The organism is Dermacoccus sp. SAI-028, from assembly GCF_004346775.1.
Lineage (GTDB): Bacteria > Actinomycetota > Actinomycetes > Actinomycetales > Dermatophilaceae > Dermacoccus > Dermacoccus nishinomiyaensis.
This window is the reverse complement of the sequence record NZ_SMFS01000001.1, coordinates 709,597-731,484: the sequence shown is the minus strand read 5'-3', so window position 1 is coordinate 731,484 and position 21,888 is coordinate 709,597. Positions and strand designations below refer to the sequence as shown.

Annotated in this window: 19 protein-coding genes and 3 tRNA genes; 9 read left to right on the top strand and 13 right to left on the bottom strand. The window is 68.8% G+C overall.

The genetic code is table 11. From position 1 onward, the window contains the following. Nucleotides 1-5 precede the first annotated feature (5 nt). The 8 genes from EDC82_RS03365 to EDC82_RS03330 all read right to left on the bottom strand — a co-directional run bounded on the left by EDC82_RS03365 (nt 6) and on the right by EDC82_RS03330 (nt 5,310). The gene (locus EDC82_RS03365) at nt 6-440 is read right to left on the bottom strand and encodes a MaoC/PaaZ C-terminal domain-containing protein (RefSeq protein WP_006946241.1); all 435 of its coding nucleotides are present in this window, start codon (nt 438-440) and stop codon (nt 6-8) included. Beyond that, nucleotides 437-892: a MaoC family dehydratase N-terminal domain-containing protein gene (locus EDC82_RS03360; RefSeq protein ID WP_074040615.1), complete on the bottom strand. Its 456-nt coding sequence runs from the start codon at nt 890-892 to the stop codon at nt 437-439. The genes EDC82_RS03365 and EDC82_RS03360 overlap by 4 nt, the downstream gene beginning before the upstream one ends. Nucleotides 893-1,138: 246 nt before the next feature. Next, a complete protein-coding gene (gene rpmG / locus EDC82_RS03355; RefSeq protein WP_006946127.1) occupies nt 1,139-1,309 on the bottom strand; it encodes a 50S ribosomal protein L33 in 171 nt (56 codons plus the stop codon). Between the two features lie 61 nt (nt 1,310-1,370). Then, a tRNA-Met gene (locus tag EDC82_RS03350) sits at nt 1,371-1,447 on the bottom strand. Between the two features lie 32 nt (nt 1,448-1,479). Beyond that, nucleotides 1,480-1,552: transfer RNA gene (locus EDC82_RS03345), tRNA-Thr, on the bottom strand. Between the two features lie 251 nt (nt 1,553-1,803). After that, nucleotides 1,804-2,664, bottom strand: a complete 861-nt coding sequence (locus EDC82_RS03340) for a MaoC/PaaZ C-terminal domain-containing protein (RefSeq protein WP_200829275.1) — start codon at nt 2,662-2,664, stop codon at nt 1,804-1,806. Nucleotide 2,665: 1 nt separating this feature from the next. After that, a complete protein-coding gene (locus tag EDC82_RS03335) occupies nt 2,666-4,030 on the bottom strand; it encodes a 3-oxoacyl-ACP reductase (protein WP_200829274.1) in 1,365 nt (454 codons plus the stop codon). Then, nucleotides 4,030-5,310: an acetyl-CoA C-acetyltransferase gene (locus EDC82_RS03330; RefSeq protein WP_062258594.1), complete on the bottom strand. Its 1,281-nt coding sequence runs from the start codon at nt 5,308-5,310 to the stop codon at nt 4,030-4,032. The genes EDC82_RS03335 and EDC82_RS03330 overlap by 1 nt, the downstream gene beginning before the upstream one ends. A 130-nt stretch (nt 5,311-5,440) precedes the next feature. Between EDC82_RS03330 and EDC82_RS03325 the strand changes: the two genes are divergently transcribed. Together EDC82_RS03325 and EDC82_RS03320 are read left to right on the top strand one after the other, a co-directional pair. After that, nucleotides 5,441-6,289, top strand: coding sequence for a TetR/AcrR family transcriptional regulator (locus EDC82_RS03325; protein ID WP_131940616.1), 849 nt, complete (start codon nt 5,441-5,443; stop codon nt 6,287-6,289). Between the two features lie 71 nt (nt 6,290-6,360). Continuing rightward, a complete protein-coding gene (locus tag EDC82_RS03320; protein WP_062258663.1) occupies nt 6,361-8,397 on the top strand; it encodes an acyl-CoA dehydrogenase in 2,037 nt (678 codons plus the stop codon). A gap of 161 nt (nt 8,398-8,558) precedes the next feature. On the opposite strand, the gene EDC82_RS03315 is transcribed toward EDC82_RS03320, so the two are convergent. Then, entirely contained in the window at nt 8,559-9,443 is an 885-nt protein-coding gene (locus EDC82_RS03315) for an SDR family oxidoreductase (RefSeq protein ID WP_131940614.1), read from the bottom strand. 31 nt (nt 9,444-9,474) lie between these two features. On the opposite strand from EDC82_RS03315, the gene EDC82_RS03310 reads away from it, so the two are divergent. Then, a complete protein-coding gene (locus EDC82_RS03310; protein ID WP_131940612.1) occupies nt 9,475-9,828 on the top strand; it encodes a DUF952 domain-containing protein in 354 nt (117 codons plus the stop codon). A gap of 78 nt (nt 9,829-9,906) precedes the next feature. Here EDC82_RS03310 and EDC82_RS03305 read toward each other — a convergent pair. Then, a tRNA-Tyr gene (locus EDC82_RS03305) sits at nt 9,907-9,990 on the bottom strand. A gap of 222 nt (nt 9,991-10,212) precedes the next feature. On the opposite strand from EDC82_RS03305, the gene EDC82_RS03300 reads away from it, so the two are divergent. Then, nucleotides 10,213-10,713: a YajQ family cyclic di-GMP-binding protein gene (locus tag EDC82_RS03300; protein ID WP_062258586.1), complete on the top strand. Its 501-nt coding sequence runs from the start codon at nt 10,213-10,215 to the stop codon at nt 10,711-10,713. An 81-nt stretch (nt 10,714-10,794) separates the two neighbouring features. Here the strand turns inward: EDC82_RS03300 and EDC82_RS03295 are convergent, their stop codons facing one another. After that, the gene (locus tag EDC82_RS03295) at nt 10,795-12,483 is read right to left on the bottom strand and encodes a TIGR03767 family metallophosphoesterase (RefSeq protein WP_062258584.1); all 1,689 of its coding nucleotides are present in this window, start codon (nt 12,481-12,483) and stop codon (nt 10,795-10,797) included. Nucleotides 12,484-12,771: 288 nt separating this feature from the next. Between EDC82_RS03295 and EDC82_RS03290 the strand changes: the two genes are divergently transcribed. Further along, nucleotides 12,772-13,926 (top strand): acyl-CoA dehydrogenase family protein, encoded by a 1,155-nt coding sequence (locus EDC82_RS03290; protein ID WP_006946057.1) that lies wholly within the window; start codon nt 12,772-12,774, stop codon nt 13,924-13,926. 154 nt (nt 13,927-14,080) lie between these two features. Here the strand turns inward: EDC82_RS03290 and EDC82_RS03285 are convergent, their stop codons facing one another. Continuing rightward, complete coding sequence (locus tag EDC82_RS03285) at nt 14,081-14,614, bottom strand: isochorismatase family protein (RefSeq protein WP_062258580.1); 534 nt, start codon at nt 14,612-14,614, stop codon at nt 14,081-14,083. A gap of 258 nt (nt 14,615-14,872) precedes the next feature. Between EDC82_RS03285 and EDC82_RS03280 the strand changes: the two genes are divergently transcribed. The 4 genes from EDC82_RS03280 (at nt 14,873) to EDC82_RS03265 (ending at nt 18,550) form a co-directional block, all read left to right on the top strand. Beyond that, nucleotides 14,873-16,402, top strand: coding sequence for an AMP-binding protein (locus tag EDC82_RS03280; RefSeq protein ID WP_062258577.1), 1,530 nt, complete (start codon nt 14,873-14,875; stop codon nt 16,400-16,402). 54 nt (nt 16,403-16,456) lie between these two features. Beyond that, the gene (locus EDC82_RS03275) at nt 16,457-17,218 is read left to right on the top strand and encodes an SDR family oxidoreductase (RefSeq protein WP_006946150.1); all 762 of its coding nucleotides are present in this window, start codon (nt 16,457-16,459) and stop codon (nt 17,216-17,218) included. Between the two features lie 106 nt (nt 17,219-17,324). Continuing rightward, nucleotides 17,325-18,077 (top strand): 3-oxoacyl-ACP reductase FabG, encoded by a 753-nt coding sequence (fabG, locus tag EDC82_RS03270; RefSeq protein ID WP_006946283.1) that lies wholly within the window; start codon nt 17,325-17,327, stop codon nt 18,075-18,077. Nucleotides 18,078-18,097: 20 nt separating this feature from the next. After that, nucleotides 18,098-18,550: a MaoC family dehydratase gene (locus tag EDC82_RS03265; protein ID WP_038567023.1), complete on the top strand. Its 453-nt coding sequence runs from the start codon at nt 18,098-18,100 to the stop codon at nt 18,548-18,550. Between the two features lie 525 nt (nt 18,551-19,075). Here the strand turns inward: EDC82_RS03265 and pepN are convergent. Continuing rightward, nucleotides 19,076-21,859 (bottom strand): aminopeptidase N, encoded by a 2,784-nt coding sequence (gene pepN / locus EDC82_RS03260; RefSeq protein ID WP_062258573.1) that lies wholly within the window; start codon nt 21,857-21,859, stop codon nt 19,076-19,078. Nucleotides 21,860-21,888 lie beyond the last annotated feature (29 nt).

The window sequence follows — 21,888 nt, the reverse complement described above, 5'->3', positions numbered from 1 at the left end:
CTCGATCAGAGTTGGATGACTGCTCTCGTTCGACTCAAGACCTTAGTGCCTGCCACCGACACCGCCGCGTCCAGCGTCACCCTGCCCGCGTCGTCGTCGCGCGAGAACAGCGAGACGACGATGTCGACGCGTGCATCGCCGCCGGCAGGCACGACGACGGGCGCGGCGAAGCGGGTGCCGAAGGAGACGATCAAGTGCCCCTGCGCCAGCTCCTCGATGCGTGAGGCGACCAGCCCCATCGTCAGCATGCCGTGGGCGATGACGTCGGGCAGGCCGACGCTCTTGGCGAACGCCTCGTCCTGGTGGATCGGGTTCTGATCGCCGCTGGCGTCGGCGTAGGCGACGAGATCGGCGCGTCGAAGCGTTTCGCTCGTCTCGAGCAACGTGTCGCCCGCGCTCGCGGACGTGAGGTCGACGCTGCGGTGTTCGTGCTCGCTCATGCGTGTGCCTCCTCTGCCCTGATGACGACGACGCTCGTCGTGTCAGCTCGATGCGACCCATCAGCGGTCGTGACGGCGGTGGCGAGCGTGACCATGTCGTGTCCGCCGGCCGAGCGAACGCGCGCGACGGTCGTCTCGGCGATGAGCGCCTCTCCCGCGACGATCGGCGCGTGATGCGTGAACGTCTCCTCACCATGGACGAGGCGCGAGAAGTCGACGCCGGCCTCCTCATCGCGCATGAAGAGCGCCTCCGCCTGCTGGGCGAGCGTGACGGCGAACGTCGTCGGCGCGACGATGTCCGTGTGGCCCGCGGCGCGGGCGGCGTCGACGTCGAGGCAACGGTCGTCGCTCGTGCGGACGGCGCGGGCGAACGTCACGATCTCATCGCGCGTGACGACGTGCGCCTGCGGCATGCGGTAGGTGCGGCCCTCGACCGCCGGGTTCACTGGCATGTCTCGACGCTAGAGGTGCCTCGGCGTTACTCGGAAGTCGGAGAGGCGCGAGGTCGAGGCGCGCATAGGTTCTAAGACGGCAGCACGACGGACGTCAGACGCATGTGACCGAAAATCGCAGATGGGGACGAAAATCGCGAAGGTGGACAGGATTCGCCGATGGGGCGGGAATCGCAGATGGGGCGGGGTTGCGAAACGGCCGTCACCCTCGAGGGGTGACGGCCGTGACGTGTGGTTCAGACGAGATCAGCGGGTCTCGCGGTGAGCCGTGTGCTTCGTGCAGCGCTTGCAGTACTTCGCCAGCTCGAGACGGTCGGGGTTGTTCCGACGGTTCTTCTTGGTGACGTAGTTGCGCTCCTTGCACTCGGTGCAAGCCATCGTGATCTTCGGGCGAACGTCAGCGCTCTTCGAGGCCATGTCCTACACCTACTCTCAAAAAAGTCGAAAACTGTCGTGAGACAGACTGTCGGGAAAAACTTGGTAGCGGGAGCGGGACTCGATCCCGCGACCTCACGATTATGAGTCGTGCGCTCTAACCAGCTGAGCTACCCCGCCATGCCATGGTCGCCGTCTCCGGCGCTCACGCGAGCCCCCAAACGGAATCGAACCGTTGACCTTCTCCTTACCATGGAGACGCTCTGCCGACTGAGCTATAGGGGCCTCACGCCACTACCGCCGAGGCTGTTTCAGCTGCTCAGCGCGTTTCAGGCGCGAGGAACACCTTACACGGCGCCCGAACGAACACGAAATCGACGAGACCACGGCGCCGGACGCGGTGCCGCCGCGGATCGCCCCACGAAGTCGGGATCGGGTCGTCGTCACCGTCCCGGCGCCGAGACGTGCCACGCACGAGACGCGGGATCCCGACGGCACGTCATACCGTCGGGATCCCGCGTCTCAGGGGGTGTGCCTCACAGCGGACGGATCGTGCCCCGAGCGTGCTCCGTGCCCTTCTTGGCGTTGCGCAGCGCGAGGTCGAACGACCCCGGCCTGCCCGCGGACTGCGCGATGAAACGCGCCGTCGACGGGATGAGCACCGGCTTCTTGAACGCAACGTTCACCTCGTAGGCGTCGGGCAACCGGTTCTCGAGCGCGCCGAGCATGCGGGCCTTGCTCCACATGCCGTGCACGATCGTCGTCGGGAAGCCGAGCGCCTTCGCGGCGAGCGGGTTCATGTGGATCGGGTTGACGTCGCCCGACACCTTCGCGTATCGGCGTCCGAGGTCGCCGGCGAGGCGCCACGTTGCACCGAAACCGTCGATGGCGTCCGGCTCGTCGACCTTCGGCGGCACCTCTCCGTCGACCTTCGCGCCGCGAAAGAGGTACGACGAGCGGTCCTCCCACACGAGTTCGCCGTCGACGTACGCCTCACCGACGAGGTCGGCCTGCGCACCACGGAAGTGCGGGCGTAGGTTCTCGACCCGCGCGCGCAGCTCCAGCGTCTCGCCCAACAGCACCGGACGGTGCTGACGGATCGTGTTCTCGAGGTGCACCGAACCCATGAGGGCGAACGGGAAGCCCGGATCCGACATGAGCGCGACCTGCAGCGGGAAGACGAGCACGTGCAGGTACGTGCTCGGCACCCGGTTGCTCAGCGCGAACCCGCAGACCGCGTCGTAGTCGGCGACGTCCGCGACGCTCGGCGTCACGTCGCGTCGCACGACCTCGAGGTCGGGCAGCGTCCGCCCCTTGCGCTTCGACCCGGTGACGACGGCTTTCGCGAACATGGGGCCGAGCTTCGGCTCGCCCTTCAGCTCGATCGTGCGCGTCACGTCAGGCTCCGATCTGGCTCTGCCCGCACACGCGCAGCACCTGGCCGGTGACGCCCGCCGAGCCCGGCTCGGCGAAGAACGCGATGGCCTCGCCGACGTCGATCGGGTTGCCGCCCTGCATCATCGAGTTGAGGCGGCGGCCCACCTCGCGCGTCGCCATCGGAATCTTGGACGTCATGTCGGTCTCGATGAAGCCGGGCGCGACGGCGTTGACGGTGATGTCGCGCTCGGCCAGCTTCTCCGAGAGCTCACGCACCATGCCGATGACGCCGGCCTTCGACGCCGCGTAGTTCGCCTGACCGCGGTTGCCGCCGATACCGGAGGTCGAGGCGACCGACACGATGCGTCCGCCGTCCTTGAGACCACCCTTCGTCGCCGGGTCGAGCAGCACCTCGTTGATGCGGAACTGCGCGCCGAGGTTGACGTCGACGACCGAGTTCCAGCGCGCCTCGTCGGTGTTGACGAACAGCTTGTCGCGCGTGATGCCCGCGTTGTGGACGATGACGTCGAGCTTGTCGGCGTGACGGGCGACGGCTTCGGCGATCTTCGCGCCCGCGTCGGGTGAGGTGATGTCGAGCCCGAGCGAGGTGCCGCCGATCTCGTTGGCGACCTTGCTCAGCGCGTCCCCGGCGGCCGGGATGTCGACGGCGATGACGTGCGCACCGGCGCGGGCGAACACGCGCGCGATCTGCGCGCCGATGCCGCGCGCCGCACCCGTGATGACGGCGACCTGGCCTGCGAACGGCTGGTGCCAGTCGGCGACCTCGGTGACGGCGTGCTTGCGGATGCGGATCGGCTGACCCGACACATACGCCGAGCGGCTCGAGCCGAAGAAGCGCAGCGGCGCCTCGAGCACGGCCGCGTCGCCCTGGGCGTCGGGGTCGATCCAGAACAGGTTCGCCGAGCCGCCGGCGCGCAGTTCCTTGCCGATCGAGCGCGTGATGCCCTCGAACGCCTGCGCCGTCGCGGCGGCTTCGACGTCGTCGAGCGCGGACGGCGTCGTCGCCATGACGATGACGCGCGCCGACCTGCCGAGCGCCTTGACCGCCGGGATGGCGATCTCGCGGAACGTCTCGAGGTCGGTCAGCTTCGTCGCCGCGGTGACGTCGATGACGAACGCGCCGAGCTTGTCGGAGTACGTCGCCTCTGCGGTGGCGTCGACCACGTCGGCGCCGGAGCCGCGCAGGATCGCCGCGGCCGTCGAACCGACGACGCCGGAACCGACCGTGCCGACGGCGGCGGGGCCGTCGAGCAGGTCCTGACCGACCTCGTAACGGCGCAGGACGGGCGGCTGCGGCAGCCCGATCTGCTTGGCGAGCTTCTTGCCGAAACCGTTGTTGACGAAGTTCGAGTAACCGTCAGCCATCACACTGCCTCCAGAATCGCGACGACGCCCTGGCCACCAGCGGCGCACACGGAGATGAGGCCGCGGCCGGAGCCCTTCTCGTGCAGCTGCTTGGCGAGCTGCGCGATGATGCGGCCACCGGTGGCCGCGAACGGGTGGCCCGCGGCGAGCGAGCTTCCGTTGACGTTGAGCTTGCTGCGGTCGATCGAGCCGAGCGGCGCGTCGAGACCGAGCTTGTCCTTGCAGAACTCGGGGCTCTCCCAGGCCTTGAGCGTGGCGAGCACCGTCGAGGCGAACGCCTCGTGGATCTCGTAGAAGTCGAAGTCCTGCAGGCTCAGACCGTTGCGCGCGAGCAGGCGCGGCACCGCGTACGCGGGGGCCATGAGCAGGCCCTCCTTGCCGTCGACGTAGTCGACCGCGGCGGCCTCGCCGTCGACGAAACGGGCGAGCAGCGGCAGATTGCGCTCCTTCGCCCACGCCTCGCTGCCGAACAGCACGGCCGAGGCGCCATCCGTCAGCGGCGTCGAGTTGCCGGCGGTCATCGTCAGGCCCTCGCCCTTGCCGAAGACCGGCTTGAGCTTCGCGAGCTTCTCGGCCGTGCTGTCGGGACGCAGGTTGTTGTCCTTGGCGAGGCCGAGGAACGGCGTGATGAGGTCGTCGAAGAAGCCACGCTCGTAGGCGGCGGCCATCTTCTGGTGCGACGCGGCGGCGAGCTCGTCCTGGGCCTCACGCGTGATGCCCCACTCCTTGGCCGTGATGGCCATGTGGTCGCCCATCGCGAGGCCGGTGCGCGGCTCCGAGTTGCGGGGCTGCTCGGGCGCGAGCTGGTTCGGGCGGATCGAGGCGAACGCCTTGAGGCGATCCGGCGTCGTCTTCGCGTAGTTCGCCTTCATGAGCGTCTTGCGCAGACCCTCGTTCAGTGCGAGCGGCGCGTCGGACGTCGTGTCCGTGCCACCGGCGATCGCCGAGTCGATCTGGCCGAGCTTGATCTTGTTCGTCACGAGGATCGCAGCCTCGAGACCCGTCGCGCAGGCCTGCTGGATGTCGTAGGCCGGCGTCGTCGGCGCGAGGTGGCTGCCGAGGACGGATTCGCGCGTGAGGTTGAAGTCGCGCGAGTGCTTGATGACGGCACCGGCGACGACCTCACCGAGGCGCTCACCCGAGAGGGAGAAGCGCGAGACGAGGCCGTCGAGGGCCGCCGTCAGCATGTCCTGGTTGGAGGCCTTGAGGTAGGCGCCGCCCGAGCGGGCGAACGGGATGCGGTTGCCGCCGATGACGTAGGCGTCACGGATCGTGGTCATGAATCGCTCCGGTTGAGTCGTGGTGGGTCGTGCGCGAGTCGATGACGAGGCCGCGCGGACGTGAGCACTCGTCAAAACTTACCGATACGGACAGTAGCAGGTACGGCGCGTACGCGATACCGTGTCAGGCATGTCCACCACCACCCGAGCATCGAGCGCCCAACCCGACGGACGCGACGCGCGCTGGGCCGCCCATCGCGTCGCCCGCCGTCGCGAGCTCGTCGACGCCGCCCTGCGCGCCATCCGCCGTCACGGCGCCGGGGTGGGGATGGACGAGATCGCGGCCGAGGCCGGCACGAGCAAGACCGTCATCTACCGTCACCTCGGCGACCGGCTGGGGCTCTACCTCGCCGTGTGCGAATCGGTCGACGCGCTCATCCTCGCCGAGATCGACGCGGCCGCGAGCGCCACGTCGGATGGTGACGGCGACGCCCGCGCCACCGGTTCGTCCGCGCGACGCACGCCCGGGCCCGCGATGCTCGGCGCCGTCATCGACTCCTACCTGCGCCTCGTCGAACGCGATCCCGAGGTGTACCGGTTCGTCGTGAGGCGCCCGGACGTGACGCTGCCGGAGGGTCCTGGCGATCCCGTCACCGGCCTTTCGGGACGGATCGCCGACAACCTCTTCGACCTCCTGCTGGCCTTCGGCCCCGACACCGAGGAAGCTCGCGGGAGAGCGCGAGCGTTCGCGTGGGGCGTCGTCGGCCTCGTCAAGGAATCGGCCGACCGGTGGCTGGAGAGCCCCGGCGGATTGAGTCGCGCGCAACTCGCCGCCCACCTCGCCGCGCTCGCCCACGGCGGCCTCGCCGGGGCGCTGGCGCGAGACGCGCCAGGGCCGGCCGATGCGCACATCGCTACTGCTGGCCCCGGCGGCGTCGACCAACCCGACCGCCCCGCCGACACCGGACGCGACGAGCGAAGCATCCACGACGACACTGCCCGATCCGACGAAACACCGACGTTCGACCCGGCCGGATGACACGATCCGTTCCGAGGCAGCTCTCACCCGCAGGCCGCACCGCGGCGCCCGCGGCCGACAAGGAGGACGACATGAGCACGACTCCCGAGACCACGACCGAGAACACTTCGCCCGCGCCCGCGACGAACGACGTCGTCGAGCAGATGCGCATCGCGCTCGACGGGCCGTGGCGCGACCTGCGCGAGCGGATCCGCGGCGAGCTGCCGTGGGAGGCCATCAGTGGCACGCCCGGCGAGTCGATCGAGGCTCAGCGCGAGCGAGTGACGCGTCAGGTGCTCGCGCTCGCCGACAAGGGGTACGGCTCGATCGGTTTCCCGACGCAGTACGGCGGCACGCTCGACTACGGCGCGTCCTGCGTCGCGTTCGAGATGGAGGCCTACGGCGACCTGTCGCTGCTCATCAAGAACGGCGTCCAGTTCGGTCTGTTCGGCGGCGCCGTCTCGCGCCTCGGCACCGACAAGCACCTCGCCGCGTACGTGCCCGACATCATGAGCGGCAAGCTCATGGGCTGCTTCGCGATGACGGAGGTCGGCCACGGCTCGAACGTCGCCGCCGTCGAGACGACCGCGACGTACGACGTGGAGACCGACGAGATCGTCGTGCACTCCCCCACTGTCTCCGCGACGAAGACGTACATCGGGAACGCCGCCAAGGACGGACGCGCGGCCGCCGTGTTCGCGCAGCTCGTCGTCCCGAGCGTCGGTGACGTCGCCGACGGCGAGGAGGAGACCCCGAGCAAGGGCGTCCACGTCGTCGTCGTGCCGATCCGCGACGAGGACGGCAACCCGATGCCGGGCGTCACGATCGGCGACAACGGCGTCAAGGGCGGGCTGCCCGGCGTCGACAACGGCACGATCGCGTTCGACCACGTCCGTGTGCCCCGCGAGAACCTGCTCGACAAGTTCGGTGGCATCGACGAGACCGGCACCTACGTCTCGGAGATCGACAACATCAACCGGCGCTTCTTCACGATGCTCGGCACGCTCGTGCGCGGCCGCGTGTGCGTCGGCGGCGGCGCGGGTGCGGCGGCGCAGAAGGCGCTCGCCATCGCCGTCCGCTACGGCGACCAGCGGCGTCAGTTCTCCGCTCCCGGCTCGCCCGACGAACTCGTCGTCCTCGACTACCTCGCGCATCAGCGCAAGCTGCTGCCGCGCCTCGCGAAGTCGTTCGCGCTGCGCTTCACGCAGAATGCCATGACGGCGCGCCTGCAGGAACTGGAGGACGCAGCGACGTCGTCGGAGAAGGAGACGCCCGGCGCCGACCACGAGGACGCTCAGCGGGAACTCGAGGCGTGGGTCGCCGGCATGAAGGCGCAGACGACATGGCATGCGCTCGACACGATCCAGGCGTGCCGCGAGGCGTGCGGCGGCGCCGGGTACATGGCGGCCAACGGGCTGACGCAGATGCGCGCCGACGTCGACGTGTTCGCGACGTTCGAGGGCGACAACACCGTCCTCATGCAGCTTGTCGCGAAGGGGCTGCTGACGGAGTACAAGGACCAGTGGGGCGATCTCGACATCGCGGGAACGATCGCGAAGGTCACCGCGCAGACCGTCGAGGGACTCGTCGAGAACACGCTGAAGCGTGCCGGCCTGCAGCGCCTCATCGACGGCGCGACGCCGCGCAACGACGAGACGGCGCTCGACTCACGCGGCTGGCAGGAGTCGATGTTCTCCGAGCGCGCGTCGCACCTGCTCGAGACGGCCGCGATGCGGCTGCGCAAGGCGGGCAAGAGCGACGGGTTCGCCGTGTTCAACGCGGCCCAGGATCACATCCTCGCCGCGGCGAAGGCCGACATCGACCTGCGGATCTTCGAAGCGTTCAAGGAAGGCCTCGAGGCCATGCCCGAGGGCGAGGCGCGCGAGCTCATGGCGAAGGTGTTCGACCTCTACGCACTGGCGTCGATAGAGGAGGACAAGGGCTGGTTCATCGAGCACGGCCGCATCACGGCGTCACGTTCGAAGGCCGTCACGACGCGCATCAACGAACTGTGCGCCGAGCTGCGTCCCCACGCCGTCGACCTGACGAAGGCGTTCGGCATCCCCGAGTCGTGGCTCGAGAACGACCTCATCGACCTCGGTCAGGACCGCGCGGGTGTGACGGCCTGACGACGGGTTCGACGCCTCGCGGGTTACAGGGCGCTTCGGCGGGCCGACGCATCGCGGCGCGAATGCTGACGGGCGCCTCACCTGGCTGGTGAGGCGCCCGTCAGGCGTTCTGTCCGCGCGTCTGGTGATGTGCCTGGCCGCACGCGGGGGCGTCCCGGGGCTCAGCGCACCGGTTCGCTGGAGACGACGAGCTGTTCGAACGTCATCGCCTTCTGCCCGGTGAGCAGTCGCACGTCGTTGCTGACGACGTCGAGCTCCCCCGCGGCGATCGCCGTGTAGGTGCTCACCCATGCGTCCATCTCGAACGGCTGCGGGTCGTACTTCTGCCGTGACGCGCGCGCCTGCTCGATCGTCTCGGGTTCGTAGCGGAAGTCGCGGTCGCGACCCGCGCTGAGGATGGCGGCGATCTCGTCCAGCGTCAGGGCCTGCGGGCCGGTGAGATCGTACGTGCGGCCCGAGTGCTCGCCCGGTGCGAGGAGCACCGCGTGCGCGGCACGGGCGACGTCCGCTCGGGCGACGGGCGCGACGCGTCCGTCACCCGCCGGGCCGCGGAGGACGCCGTCCTCGTCGGCGAAGTGCTCGAAGACGTCGGCGTAGAAGCTGTCGCGCAGGAACGTCCACGCCATGCCGGAGGCCTTGATGTGCTCCTCCGTCGCGAAGTGGTCGCGCCCGAGCGTGAACGTCGAATCGGGCGCCGCATTGAGGAACGAGGTGTAGACGATGTGCTGCACGCCCGCCTTCGCGGCCTGGTCGACGAAGTTGCGGTGCTCCTCGACGCGCGTCGGGCTCTCGGCCGCCGACACCATGAACAGGGTGCCGACGCCCTCGAGCGCGGCGGCGGCGTCGGGGGCTCCGTACTCGGCGACGGCGACCTCGCTCTCACCGTCGACGTCACCGAGATGTGGCAGGCGCGAGACGTCGCGCAGGAAAAAGCGAACCGGGCGTCCCGGTGCCGAGACGAGGCGCGCGACGGCGCCGCCGACGGCACCCGTCACACCGGTGACACCGATGCGGGGAAGAGTGGTGGAATCTGCGCGAAAGGCCATGTGCCCATCATGCCCGTCTATCGTGTCGCGCATGAGAACGATTCAGCACATCGCGGTGGCGGAGGAGTGGCGGGACGCGCTCGAGAGCGGCGAGTACGTGTGGTCGACGATCGGCATGACGATCGAGCAGGTCGGCTACCTGCACGCGAGTTTCCCCGAGCAGGTGCGGCCGACGCTCGAGCGGTTCTACTCGGACATCGACGTGCTGCTGGTGCTGCTGACGTTGGACGCGGACGCCATCGTCGCGGCGGGGCTCGAGGTTCGCGTCGAACCCGCGCTCCCCGGCGCGGTGGGCAGCGAGAAGTTTCCGCATGTCTACGGTGGCCCTCTGCCGACGTCATGCGTGAGCAACGTCGAGGCGATCGGACAGCCGCCGGCTGCGTGAGCATGGCGCCCACTCGGCAGACGGGCCTGGCAAGACGAGAGCCCCGCAGACGAATCTGCAGGGCTCTCGGTGCATCTGTGGTGCCAGGTGAAGGATTCGAACCTTCGTAGCTTTCGCGACGGATTTACAGTCCGCTCCCATTGGCCGCTCGGGCAACCTGGCGCGCGTGCTCGGAAACCATAGCAAGAGCGCGCGCCGTTGAGCGAATCGGCAGGGCACGCGCGGGTGTGCGAGGTCACGGCGGCGCGGTGGCGTCGCCGTCAAGGCATGACGCTGGCTGGGACGTCGGCTCGACCGCGGGCGGGACGGTGGCGCGACGGCACGGGATCGGCGTCACGGCATAATGAGGCGCAGGCAGCGCCCGCGTTCAACGAAGGAGAAACCGTGGCAGACAGCTCGTTCGACATCGTCAGCAAGATCGACAAGCAGGAGGTCGCCAACGCGGTCAACCAGGCCGCGAAGGAGATCAGTTCGCGCTATGACTTCAAGAACGTCGGCGCGTCGGTCGAACTCTCCGGGGAATCGATCGTCATGAAGGCCAACTCCGAGGAGCGCACGCTCGCCGTCCTCGACGTGCTGCAGACGAAGCTCGTCAAGCGTGGTGTGTCGCTCAAGACGCTCGACTACGGCGACGACGAACCGACGCCGAAACTCTCCGGCAAGGAATACCGCCTCGAGGCGAAACTCAAGGAGGGCATCTCGAGCGAGAACGCGAAGAAGATCAGCAAGATCATCCGCGACGAGGGCCCCAAGAGCGTCAAGGCCCGCATCGAGGGTGACGAACTGCGCGTCACGAGCAAGAGCCGCGACGACCTGCAGGAGGTGCAGGCCCTGCTCAAGGGTTCCGACCTCGACGTCGCACTGCAGTTCACGAACTACCGCTGATCGGCGTACTTCACCACCCGATGGACGAGGGCCCCGCACCGACTCGCTCGGCGCGGGGCCTCGTCGTCGGCATCCTCGACGTCAGCGCCAGGGGTGGCGCAGGATCAGTTCGGTGTTGCGGTCGGCGTCGGCGCCCATGAGGGCGGCCGAGCGGTTCGGATCGTTGTAGGACAGCTCGCGGTACAGCGACGCCAGATCCGCCTGGTCCTGCCCTGTCGTCGACGCTGCGTACGGCGCGGCCGACTCGACCAGCGTCGTGTACAGGCTGAGCGTGCCGTCGGCGTTGTCACAGAGCTCGATGATGCGCGCGTGCTGCGGGAAGTCGACGTGGCTCGCCGTGTTGATCTCCCAGAACGACCGTCGCGGATCGGCGTGACGATGCGCGGTGATGCGGTTCTCGTGCGTGTGCCCGTTGACCCACGCCACGACGTTGCGGAAGCGCATGAGCGTGTCGCGCACCTCGCGCCCGGCGTGCCGCAGTTCGGGCGTGGCCGGGTCGAGCAGCACGTTCGTCATCGTCGTGCTCGTGTGATGGCTGAAGATGACGAACATCTCGTCGGCGACGGCATGGCGTTGTGTGCGACCCCAGAAGTCGACGTACGTGCTGCTGCCCGCGGTGAGGACACGCTGCAACCACAGGAACTGCTCGTGCCCGAGGCTGCCCTCGGTGAATCCGGCGCGGTTCGTCGAATCGAGCGAGATGCCCGTGACACCGTCGGCGATGCGGAACGTGTAGTAGCCGCGCCCGGTCGCCACGTTCTCGTCCGTGAAGCCATGGCCGCCGCTCGGCAGGTGCGCGCGCATGTACTCCGTCGGGGTGAACGGCCTGCGGCGCTCATCGGGTGTGACGTGCCAGGTGTTCTTGGTGCTGCTGCTGACGCCCTTGATCGCCGTGCTGCCGGTCGCGAAGGTGCGTCGCAGTGCCGCATCGGACGTGCCCGAGGTGAAGCCGGTGAACTTCACGTCGCCGGTGTACATCGCGGCCAGTGCACCCCAGTCGGACGGCAGGACGCCGCTGACGGAGTCGTCGTGGTTGCCGAAGACCGAGAACCATCGCACGTTCAGCCCCGGGCTGCGGTGCGCTGCCGTGGCGCGGCGGAAGAAGCCGTCGAGGACCGGGAAGCCTGCGCTGACGTACCGGTCGCGGACGGAGGCATTCTCGACGTTGTAGTACTGCGGGTTGCCGCTCGTCTGCGCGCCCTCCCACCGGTCGCTCGCGCCCGTGTTCGGGGTGATGACGCCGCCGTTCATGACTGCGAGGTACCACTCGAGCTCGACGTGCTCGTGGTTGTCCGTGTTGTCACCCGTCGAGACGACGCAGTCGAACCGGCGCCCGGTGAACGGGCCCTTGGCGAGGTCGTTGACCCGCTCGACCAGCTGCGCCGCCCCCTGGGTGCCGAGAGCCTCCTGCGGGCGGCACGCGCTCGAGTTGACCGTGTTGAGGAACTCGAAGCGCACCGGGCTCTGCGCGTCGACGACGTGCAGGTCGGTGAACTGGACGATGCTCGCGAGGCCGGTGCGGGTGTCGTCGCGGGAAGGTCGCGGCTCGGCGAGGTCGGCGCGCACGACGAGGGGGTAGCCCGGCCCGGCCGTCAGACGCGTGTAGCCGCTCGTCGCCACCGGGGCCGCAGCCTGCTCGAGCGTCGTGCCGCGGGTGTAGACCGAACGATCCGCGGCCTGCGCGAGTTGGGCGTTGGTCGCGGCGAGCGCTGCGGTGACGAGGGAGCCGGAGGCGCCCTTGAGGAACGCGCGACGTGTGGGGCGAGGCATGACGACAACTCTCCGTCGGGGATGAGGAGGTGCCAGCGTGCCCCTGGCGCGGGGCATGGACGTGACGGGCGGCTGAATGCGACGTGAACTCGTGGGGCGTCAGCCGAGCTGGTGGCCGGGCTCGACGGCGACGCACTCGAGGCGCTGAGGTGCGCTTCTCGACGACGCCGAGGCCCTCGCGACGGTTACGTCAAGGTAAGGATCGCAGCCCGGCGACAAGTACCTGTGACGGGGCGTACCATGCAAAGAGCGATCAAGCTACCCATGAGCTAAGAAAGGCGGCGTCCCATGCCCCGCAACATCTACGACGAAGACCACGAGGCGTTCCGCGCTTCCGCCCGCGAGTTCGTCGAGCGCACCCTCGCCCCGCGTGCCGAGGAGATGATCCGCGATCACGTCATCGCGCGTGACATCTGGCTCGAGGCCGGCAAGCAGGGCTTCTTCGGCCTGTGCATCCCGGAGGAGTACGGCGGCGCCGGCATCGACGACTACCGCTTCAACGCGATCTTCGCCGAAGAGATCAGCAAGTTCACCGCCGCCGTCGCGTCGTGCTTCGGCATCCACTCGGATGTCACCGCGCCGTACATCGTCAGCCTCGGCACCGAGGAGCAGAAGCAGAAGTACCTGCCGCGCGTCGCGACGGGTGAGCTGATCCTGTCGATCGGCATGACGGAGCCGTCGGGCGGTTCGGACCTCGCCAACCTCAAGTCGACGGCCGTCAAGGCTGACGACGGTTCGGGCGACTGGATCCTCAACGGCTCGAAGACGTTCATCACGAACGGCCACCAGTGCGACGTCGCCGTCGTCGCGGCGCGCACGGACCCGAGCAAGGGCGCCAAGGGCATCTCGCTGTTCCTCGTCGAGGCCGGCACGGAGGGCTTCACGAAGGGCAACAAGCTCGACAAGGTCGGCCAGGTCGAGTCCGACACCTCCGAGCTGTTCTTCGACAACGTGCGCCTGCCCGCCGACGCGCTGCTCGGCCCGCAGGACCTCGGCTTCATCGCGATGATGAAGCACTTGCCGCAGGAGCGCATCGGCAACGCCATCGCGAACATCGCGAACGCGAAGCAGATCCTCGCCGAGACGATCCAGTACTGCAAGGACCGCAAGGCGTTCGGTCAGCCGATCGGCTCGTTCCAGCACAACACCTTCAAGATCGCCGAGATGGTGACGAAGATCGAGGTCTCCGAGGCGTACATCGACGACTGTGTCGCCGCGCACGCCGAGGGCAAGCTGACGGCCGTCGACGCCGCAAAGGCGAAGTGGTGGGCCGCCCAGGTGCAGTGCGACGTGCTCGACGAGTGCGTGCAGTTGCACGGTGGCTACGGCTACATGAACGAGTACCGCGTGGCACGTGCGTGGCGTGACGCTCGCGTGCACAAGATCTGGGCCGGTTCGAACGAGATCATGAAGATGATCATCGGGCGTGACCTGGGTTTGTGACGAGCGAATACCGAAGGTCGAGGGCCATGGCGATCGCGCGCAGCGCGATCGCCATGGCCCTCGACCGTAGGTGAGCGTCCGGCGAAGGGTTGTGGAGGTTCGTGCTACCCAGAGCACGAACCTCCACAACCCTCGTGGGAGCGGCTGCCACCCGTCAGGCGAACGCGTCGGCGGCTGTCGTCGTCGAGCCCACCGCGTCAGGCTGCTTCGTCCAGGACGCTTGGGCGTTGAGGACGCGGATGGCTTCGTCCGGGCCGTAGGGCAGGCCATTTTCGCGCATGTCGGCGGTCGTGTGCGCGTCTTCGACGAGCGTCATGTCGTAGCCGCGGTGGATGCCGCCGTAGAACGTCGAGCGGATGCAGGCGTCGGTCTGGGCGCCGCAGAGGACGATGCGTTTGACGTCGCGCTCCTGCAGACGTTCGGCGAGGTCGGTCTCGACGAACGCATCACCCCACGTCTTGTGGACGACCAGTTCGCCAGGTGCCGGAACAAGCTGCGGGACGACCTGCCATGCGTCGCTGTCACGCGGCATCCCCGGGTCGGAGTGCTGCACCCAGATGACGGGCACACCCTGCTCACGCGCCCGATCGACGAGCGATGAGATCTTCGCGACGACGTCGTCGCTGTTGACGGATTCGGCCATGACATCGTTCTGCACATCGACGACGAGAAGTGCTGTTTCGCTCATGCAGTCAGCGTAGGTGGCCCCGGTGACAACGCTGCCCGGACGTCCCACTCGATGCAGAACGACGCCAGGCGGAGACGCGGCGGCCCGCGGACGTCCCACTTCATGTCAGGCGGCGCCATGTGGGGAAGTCATCAGGCCTGACGGGCAGTGCGCAGGACAATGCCATCCAGTTGTTGAGCAATGCTCAACAAGATGCCCCAGGAGCGTTGTCGGTGTGGTGTGATGTGATGCACAGCACAGTCAACGTCTGGAGTGCACATGTCCGAGCTGCCCGTCGTCTCCACCACGCTCTCCCTCGCCAGCGTGCTCGCCGAACCGGCGCGCCGCACCCCTGACGCTCTTGCCCTGATCGAGGGCGAGCGTCGACTCACGTACGCGGAGGTCTGGCGCGAGGCGCGCACGGTCGCCGCGCAACTCATCGCGGACGGCGTCACGCCCGGCGACCGCGTCGCGCTGCTGGCGCCCAACGTCGTCGAGTTCGTCACGAGCTACTACGGCATCCTCGCGGCGGGTGGCGTCGTCGTCCCCGTGCCGACGCTGCTGCAAGGGCGCGAGGCCGCCTACCTCCTCGAGACGGCCGAGGTGAGCCGCCTGCTCCACCACCCGGCTGTCGCGGCGACGGCGACGAAGGCGTCGGAGATCACCGGCGTCCCCGCGGTCGACATCACCACGTACGCGGCCAGCGCCGAACCCATCAGCAACTTCGTGGCACGCGAGCCGCTCGACCCCGCCGTCATCTTCTTCACGAGCGGCACGACGGGCAAGCCCAAGGGCGCGATCCTCACCCATCTCAACCTGGTGATGAACTGCACGGTCAGCGCGTTCGACGGCAACGGCGTCGCGGCGGGCGCCGTCGTCCTGGGGTGCCTGCCGTTGTTCCACATCTTCGGTCAGTCCGTCTCGCTCAACGCGGCGTTCCGGCGCGGCGTCACCGTCGTCCTGCAGCCCCGTTTCGACGCGACGGAGGCGCTGCGCCTCATGAACGCCGAGGGCGTGACGATGATCTGCGCCGTGCCGACGATGTACATCCAGCTGCTCAAGGCGGTCGGCGAGCACCCCGAGATCCCCGTCCCGCAGCTCGCTGACGCCATCAGCGGCGGCGCGTCGCTGCCCGTAGCCGTGCTCGAGAAGTTCGAGAGGGTGTTCTCGACGAAGATCCACGAAGGCTACGGCCTCAGCGAGACCTCGCCGTCGATCACGTCGAACCAGGAGGCGCTCGGCGTCGAACCGGGCACCGTCGGACACGCGCTGTGGGGCATCGACATGGGCATCGCCGACCTGACGGTGCCCGAACGCGTCGAGCTGCTGCCGCCGGGCGAACGCGGCGAGGTCGTCTGCCGCGGCCACGCCATCTTCGCCGGCTACTGGAACAACCCGGCCGCGAGCGCCGAAGCCCTGCAGGACGGATGGTTCCGCACCGGCGACATCGGCATCCAGGACGAGACGGGGCGGGTGCGCATCGTCGACCGAACGAAGGATCTCGTCATCCGCGGCGGGTACAACGTCTACCCGCGCGAGGTCGAGGAGACGCTGATGCGCTATGACGGCGTCGCGCAGGTCGCCGTGATCGGCGTGCCCGACGAGCAGTACGGCGAGGAGATCATGGCCGTCGTCGTGCCGTCCGACGACGCTGCGCTCGACGCTGAGACGCTCGTCGCCTGGAGCCGAGAGCAGCTCGGATCGCACAAGTACCCGCGCCGCGTCGACATCGTCGAGGCGCTGCCGCTCGGGCCGAGCATGAAGGTGCTCAAGCGCGAACTTCGCACGAGGTACGCCGAAGGGGCATAGTGTTGTTGAGCAACGCTCAATAGCGTTGCGTGCGTCTTTCGAGAGGAATGCTTCATGACTGCACAGGCCAGCCGCTTCACTGGCAAGGTCGCGATCGTCACCGGCGCGAGCCGCGGGATCGGCCTCGCCATCGCCCAGCGCTTCGTCGACGAGGGCGCGAACGTCATCATCACCGCGCGCGGCCAGGAGACGCTCGATGCGGCCGTCGCGCAGCTCGGCGACGCGGCCGTCGCCGTCGCCGGCAAAGCGCAGGACAAGGCGCACCAGGACGAGGTCGTGCGCACCGCGATGGAGCGCTGGGGCCGCATCGACGTGCTCGTCAACAACACGGGCATCAACCCCGTCTACGGCGGCCTCATGGACCTCGACGACGACGCGGCGCGCAAGATCGCCGACGTCAACCTGCTCGCGACGCTGTCGTGGACGCGCGCCGTCTGGAACGCGTGGATGAAGGACAACGGCGGCTCGGTCGTCAACCTCGCGAGCATCGCCGGGCTGCGCGCCGCACCCGGCATCGCGTTCTACGGCGTGACGAAGGCCGGCGTCATCCACATGACGGAGGAGCTCGCCGCCGAACTCGGCCCGAAGGTGCGCGTCAACGCCGTCGCCCCCGCCGTCGTCAAGACCGACTTCGCGAAGGCCCTGTACGAGGGACGCGAGGAATCCGTCGCCAAGCCCTACCCGCTCAAGCGCCTCGGCGCGCCGGAGGACATCGCGGGGCCCGTCGCGTTCCTCGCCTCCGACGACGCCGCGTGGATGACGGGCCAGACGCTCGTCGTCGACGGCGGCATCACCGTCACCGGCGGGCTCGTCTGAGACCTGCTGCCGGCTACTGCTGGCCGTCGCTGTTTGCGTGCACGTGCACGCGAGTAGATGAGCCACGAAACCTGAACGACCCCCCGCTCCACGAAAGGACTTCCCCATGACCCAGCGAACCGCCATCGTCACCGGAGCCGCGCGCGGCATCGGCGCCGCCGTCGCCAAGCGCCTCGCTGCGGACGGCATGAAGGTCGCCGTCCTCGACCTCGACGAATCCGCTTGCGCGGCAACGGTCGAGGCCATCAAGACCGCCGGCGGCGACGCCCTGGCCGTCGGCTGCGATGTCGCCGATGAGGAGAGCGTCAAGGGCGCCGTCGCCCGCGTTGCCGACGAGCTCGGCGCGCCGACCGTCCTCGTCAACAACGCCGGCATCCTGCGCGACAACCTGCTGTTCAAGATGTCGGCCGACGACTGGGACATGGTGATGAACGTGCACCTGCGCGGCTCGTTCCTCATGTCGCGCGAGTGCCAGGCGCACATGACGAAGGAGGGTTTCGGCCGCATCGTCAACCTGTCGTCGAGCTCCGCGCTCGGCAACCGCGGCCAGGCGAACTACTCGGCCGCGAAGGCGGGGCTGCAGGGCTTCACGAAGACGCTCGCCATCGAGCTCGGCAAGTTCGGCGTGACGGCGAATGCCATCGCCCCGGGCTTCATCGAGACGGACATGACGGCGGCGACGGCCGAGCGCGTCGGCGTGCCGTTCGAGGACTTCATCAAGGGCGCCGCCGAGATGACGGCCGTCAAGAAGGCCGGCCAGCCCGACGACATCGCCAACGCGGCGTCGTTCTTCTGCGACGAGCGCTCCGGGTACGTCTCCGGGCAGGTGCTGTACGTCGCCGGCGGACCGCTCTGCTGAACCGGGACGAGGAGAACACCATGCGAACGTTCAACGGACTCGACGAACTCAAGACGGCTGTCGGCGAGCATCTCGGCACGAGCGAGTGGCACGAGATCACGCAGAAGATGGTCGACCAGTTCGCGGACGCCACCGGCGACCACCAGTGGATCCACGTCGACCCCGAACGCGCCAAGAGCGGCCCGTTCGGCACGACCATCGCGCACGGCTACCTGACGTTGTCGCTCGCGCCGATGCTGTCGTCGGAGATCTGGACGATCGAAGGCATCACGATGGCCGTCAACTACGGCTCGAACAAGGTGCGCTTCACGCAGCCCGTGCCCGTGGGGTCGCGGGTGCGCGGCAGCATCGTGCTCGACAGCGTCGACGAGAGCCCCAAGGGCGCCCAGGTCGCCATGACGCTGACCGTCGAGATCGAGGGTCAAGAGCGACCCGCGTGCGTCGCGCAGACGCTGAGCGTCATCGTGCCCTGACGATCGGCGCCGCTGCGCTCGTGTTCGAGCGCGCACGATGGCGGGTGACTCACGAGGTGGAGGGCAGTTTCGAACCAACCAGTGAGTTACCCGCCATCATGCGTCAGGCCTGCGATTCGTCGGTCCCGGGGTCGATGAACGCGGCCCCTATTCTGCGGGACTCCTCGTCCCCCAACCACTCGAGCGCATGAATCGGGGCGGGGCGACCGCCCTGCCTGACCCCTGTCCACTCTCGTCGAGCCCACTGTTCGGTCTCGGCCTCGATTGCCGCGCCGTCACTCAGCCAGATGTCTGTGCACACTCCGTCCGGCAGGTCGAGCCACAGAATCGCGTTCTCGTAGGGTGCCGACCAGCATCGCCACCACAGATGACCACTCTCGAGCGTGGCGAGGCGAACCGATTCGACGTACAGAACTCCTGAGCGACCATCGGGCAACGTGGCACGCGCCGCGCGATCGCGAAACGGGTCGAGACACGGATCGGGCACGAACCCCGTCTCGAGATCGGGCTTTGGTGACAGCCCGGTCAGCCCTCGACGAACGCGGCGCGCGAGGCGAGGACCTCACGCACGAGGGCCTGCTGATCGACGACGGCACGGCGCACCGATGCGGGCAGGTCGCGCTCGAGCATGCGGCGGGCTTCGACGTCGAGTTCCTCGCTCGCGAGGGCCGTCGGGAACGCAAGCGACGCGACGCGGGCGAGCGCGTCCTCGCCCACCCACGCGCGCATCGCGGGAACGTCGCTGACGTAGCGCTCGATGTACGGCGCAAGGGTGGCCTCGTCGTCGGCCGACCAAAAACCCGTGGCGAGCGCGTTCATCTCGTAGTTGCTGTGCGCCGGCGTGTCATCGGTGGGAGCGGCCGTCAGCTCCTCCCACGCCCATTCCTTCGCCTCCGCGGTCGGGAACGACGCCCGTGCCGTGAGATAGCCGAGCTGACCCGACATCGTCTCGTCAGCCGCGAGGGCGTCGCCGAGCTCGGCGATCGTCACCGCGTCGAGCTGTGCGAGGCGACGCGCCACGCGCCACCGGAACGGTGCGTCACCGTCGAGCCCCGCCGGCAGGCCCTCCCCCGCGAACCACGGACGCAGACGCTCGGCGTCGCCCGTCGAGGCGACGAGACGCGCCCCCGCGAGGAGGCGGGGATCGTCGACGGCATCGACCCGTGCGCCCGAGGACGCACCGGCCGAAGTCGATGACGGTGCGCCGGCAGGGCTCAGCGAAGATGCGCCGGCAGCGCTCGACGACGGGCTGGCAGTGCTCGTCGAGGACGCCGCTGACATGGCGCTCGTCGAAGAATCCGATGCCGCAGCCATGAGCTGCTCCCCCACCGCGGCGAGACGTGCCGCAGCGTCCGAACGCTCGGACCACGGCATGAAGCGTCCGACGACCTGCCCCAGGGCCACGCCGACGGCGACGTCGAGCACGGGCATCTGCGTCTCGGCCGGCAGCGCGCCCTCGGCGATGGCGAGCACCTGCTGCGGGGAGACGACAGCCGTCGCGAGGCCGTGGGCGAGTGCCGTCCAGATCATGCCGCGCGTGGTTGCGTCGGCGATGCCGGACAGTGCTGTCGGCAGCGCAGCGAGGGTCGCGGCGTCGAACTCGACGCCTGCCCACGTCAGGTCACCGGCGTTCGGGATGATGGCGGCGACCTGCTCACCGCGCGCCATCGTTCCGCTCACCTCGGGCAGGTCGACGAGGCCCGCAGCGCCCGTCAGGTCGTCGACGGCGACGAGGGCGCCGTCGGCTGAATGGGCGCTCAAGCGGAGGGTGTGCGTGCGCTCGGCAGGCCACTGCGTGTTGGCCTCGATGACGAGGTGGGGCGCGCTCGTCGTGTCAGCCGCGGCGGAGGCATCGTGATCCGAGGGAGCGGACGCAGCCGGGTCGCGGGCGTCGTCGAGCGAGCGGGTGGTACGTGCTGCGTCATCGGTACCCTCGGTCACCACACCGCGGGCCGCGCCGACGAACCCGTCGACGCGGAGGGTGTCCATGCCGGCCGTCTCGAGCCACGCGGCGGCCCATCGCGTCAGGTCGGTGCCGGAGGCCTCTTCGAGGGAGGCGAGGAAGTCGGCGAGCGTCGCGTTGGCGAACGCGTGCCGCTGCAGGTGAAGGCGCACGCCCGCGATGAACGCGTCGTCACCGATGTGGTGGATGAGCTGACGCAGCACCGCCGAACCCTTGGCGTAGGAGATGCCGTCGAAGTTCTGCAGCGCCGTGTCGGTGTCGGGCGCGGGCGCGCCCGCGACGGGGTGCGTCGACGGCGACCGCTCCGCCGCGTAACCCCATGCCTTGCGGCCGGCGGCGACGTCGACCCACGCGTCGTCGAACTCGGTGGCCGCGACGAGCGTGCGGTTGGCCATGTACTCGGCGAACGACTCGTTGAGCCACAGGTCGTCCCACCACTGCATCGTCACGAGGTCGCCGAACCACATGTGCGCCATCTCGTGGCTGATCGTGTTGGCGCGCGACAGGTGCTCGGTGCGGCTCGCGGCGCCGGTGAAGACGAGCTGGTCGCGGAACGTCACGCACCCCGGGTTCTCCATCGCGCCCGCGTTGAACTCAGGAACGAACACCTGGTGGTACTCGCCGAACGGGTATCGGATGCCGAACAGCTGGTGGTAGTAGTCGAACGACTCGCGCGTCACGGTGAGCATCTCGTCGGCCTGCGCCTCGAGCCGGTCGCGCAACGAGGCGCGCGCGTGCAGCGCGAGGGGAATGCCGTCGTGCTCAGCCGTGACGGTGGCGAAGGGGCCGGCGCAGACGGTGACGAAATACGTCGCGAGCGGTTTCGTCGTCGCAGCGCGCCAGAGCTGCGGCTCGACCTCGCGCATGGCGCCGTTGGCGACGACCGTCCACCCCTGCGGGGCGCGCACGGTGACGTCGTACGGCGCCTTGAGGTCGGGCTGGTCGAAGCAGGCGTAGACGCGCGATGCCGCGTCCATGAACAGGTGGCCGTAGACGTAGTCGTTGCTGTCGGCGGGGTCGGTGGCCCGGTGCAGGCCCTGCCCGTCGCGCCCGTACGTCATGCGCGCGGTGACGACGAGTTCGTTGCGCTCGGCGAGATCGTCGAGGCGCAGGCGACGACCGTCGAGGGCCGTGGTGACGTCGAGGTCACGCCCGTTGAGCGACGCTGACAGCAGCTCGTCGGGGTCGAGGTCGACGAACGTCGACGCTCCGGCCTGCGCGTCGAACGTCAGCGTCGTCGTCGAACCGAACGTGCGGGGCCCCGCGTCGAGATCGAGGTCGATGCGGTAGGCCGTCGGATGCACGATCGCGGCTCGTGCTTGCGCTTCGTCACGCGTCAGAGTCATGCTGCCATCCTGCCAGCCCAGGGTGTGCC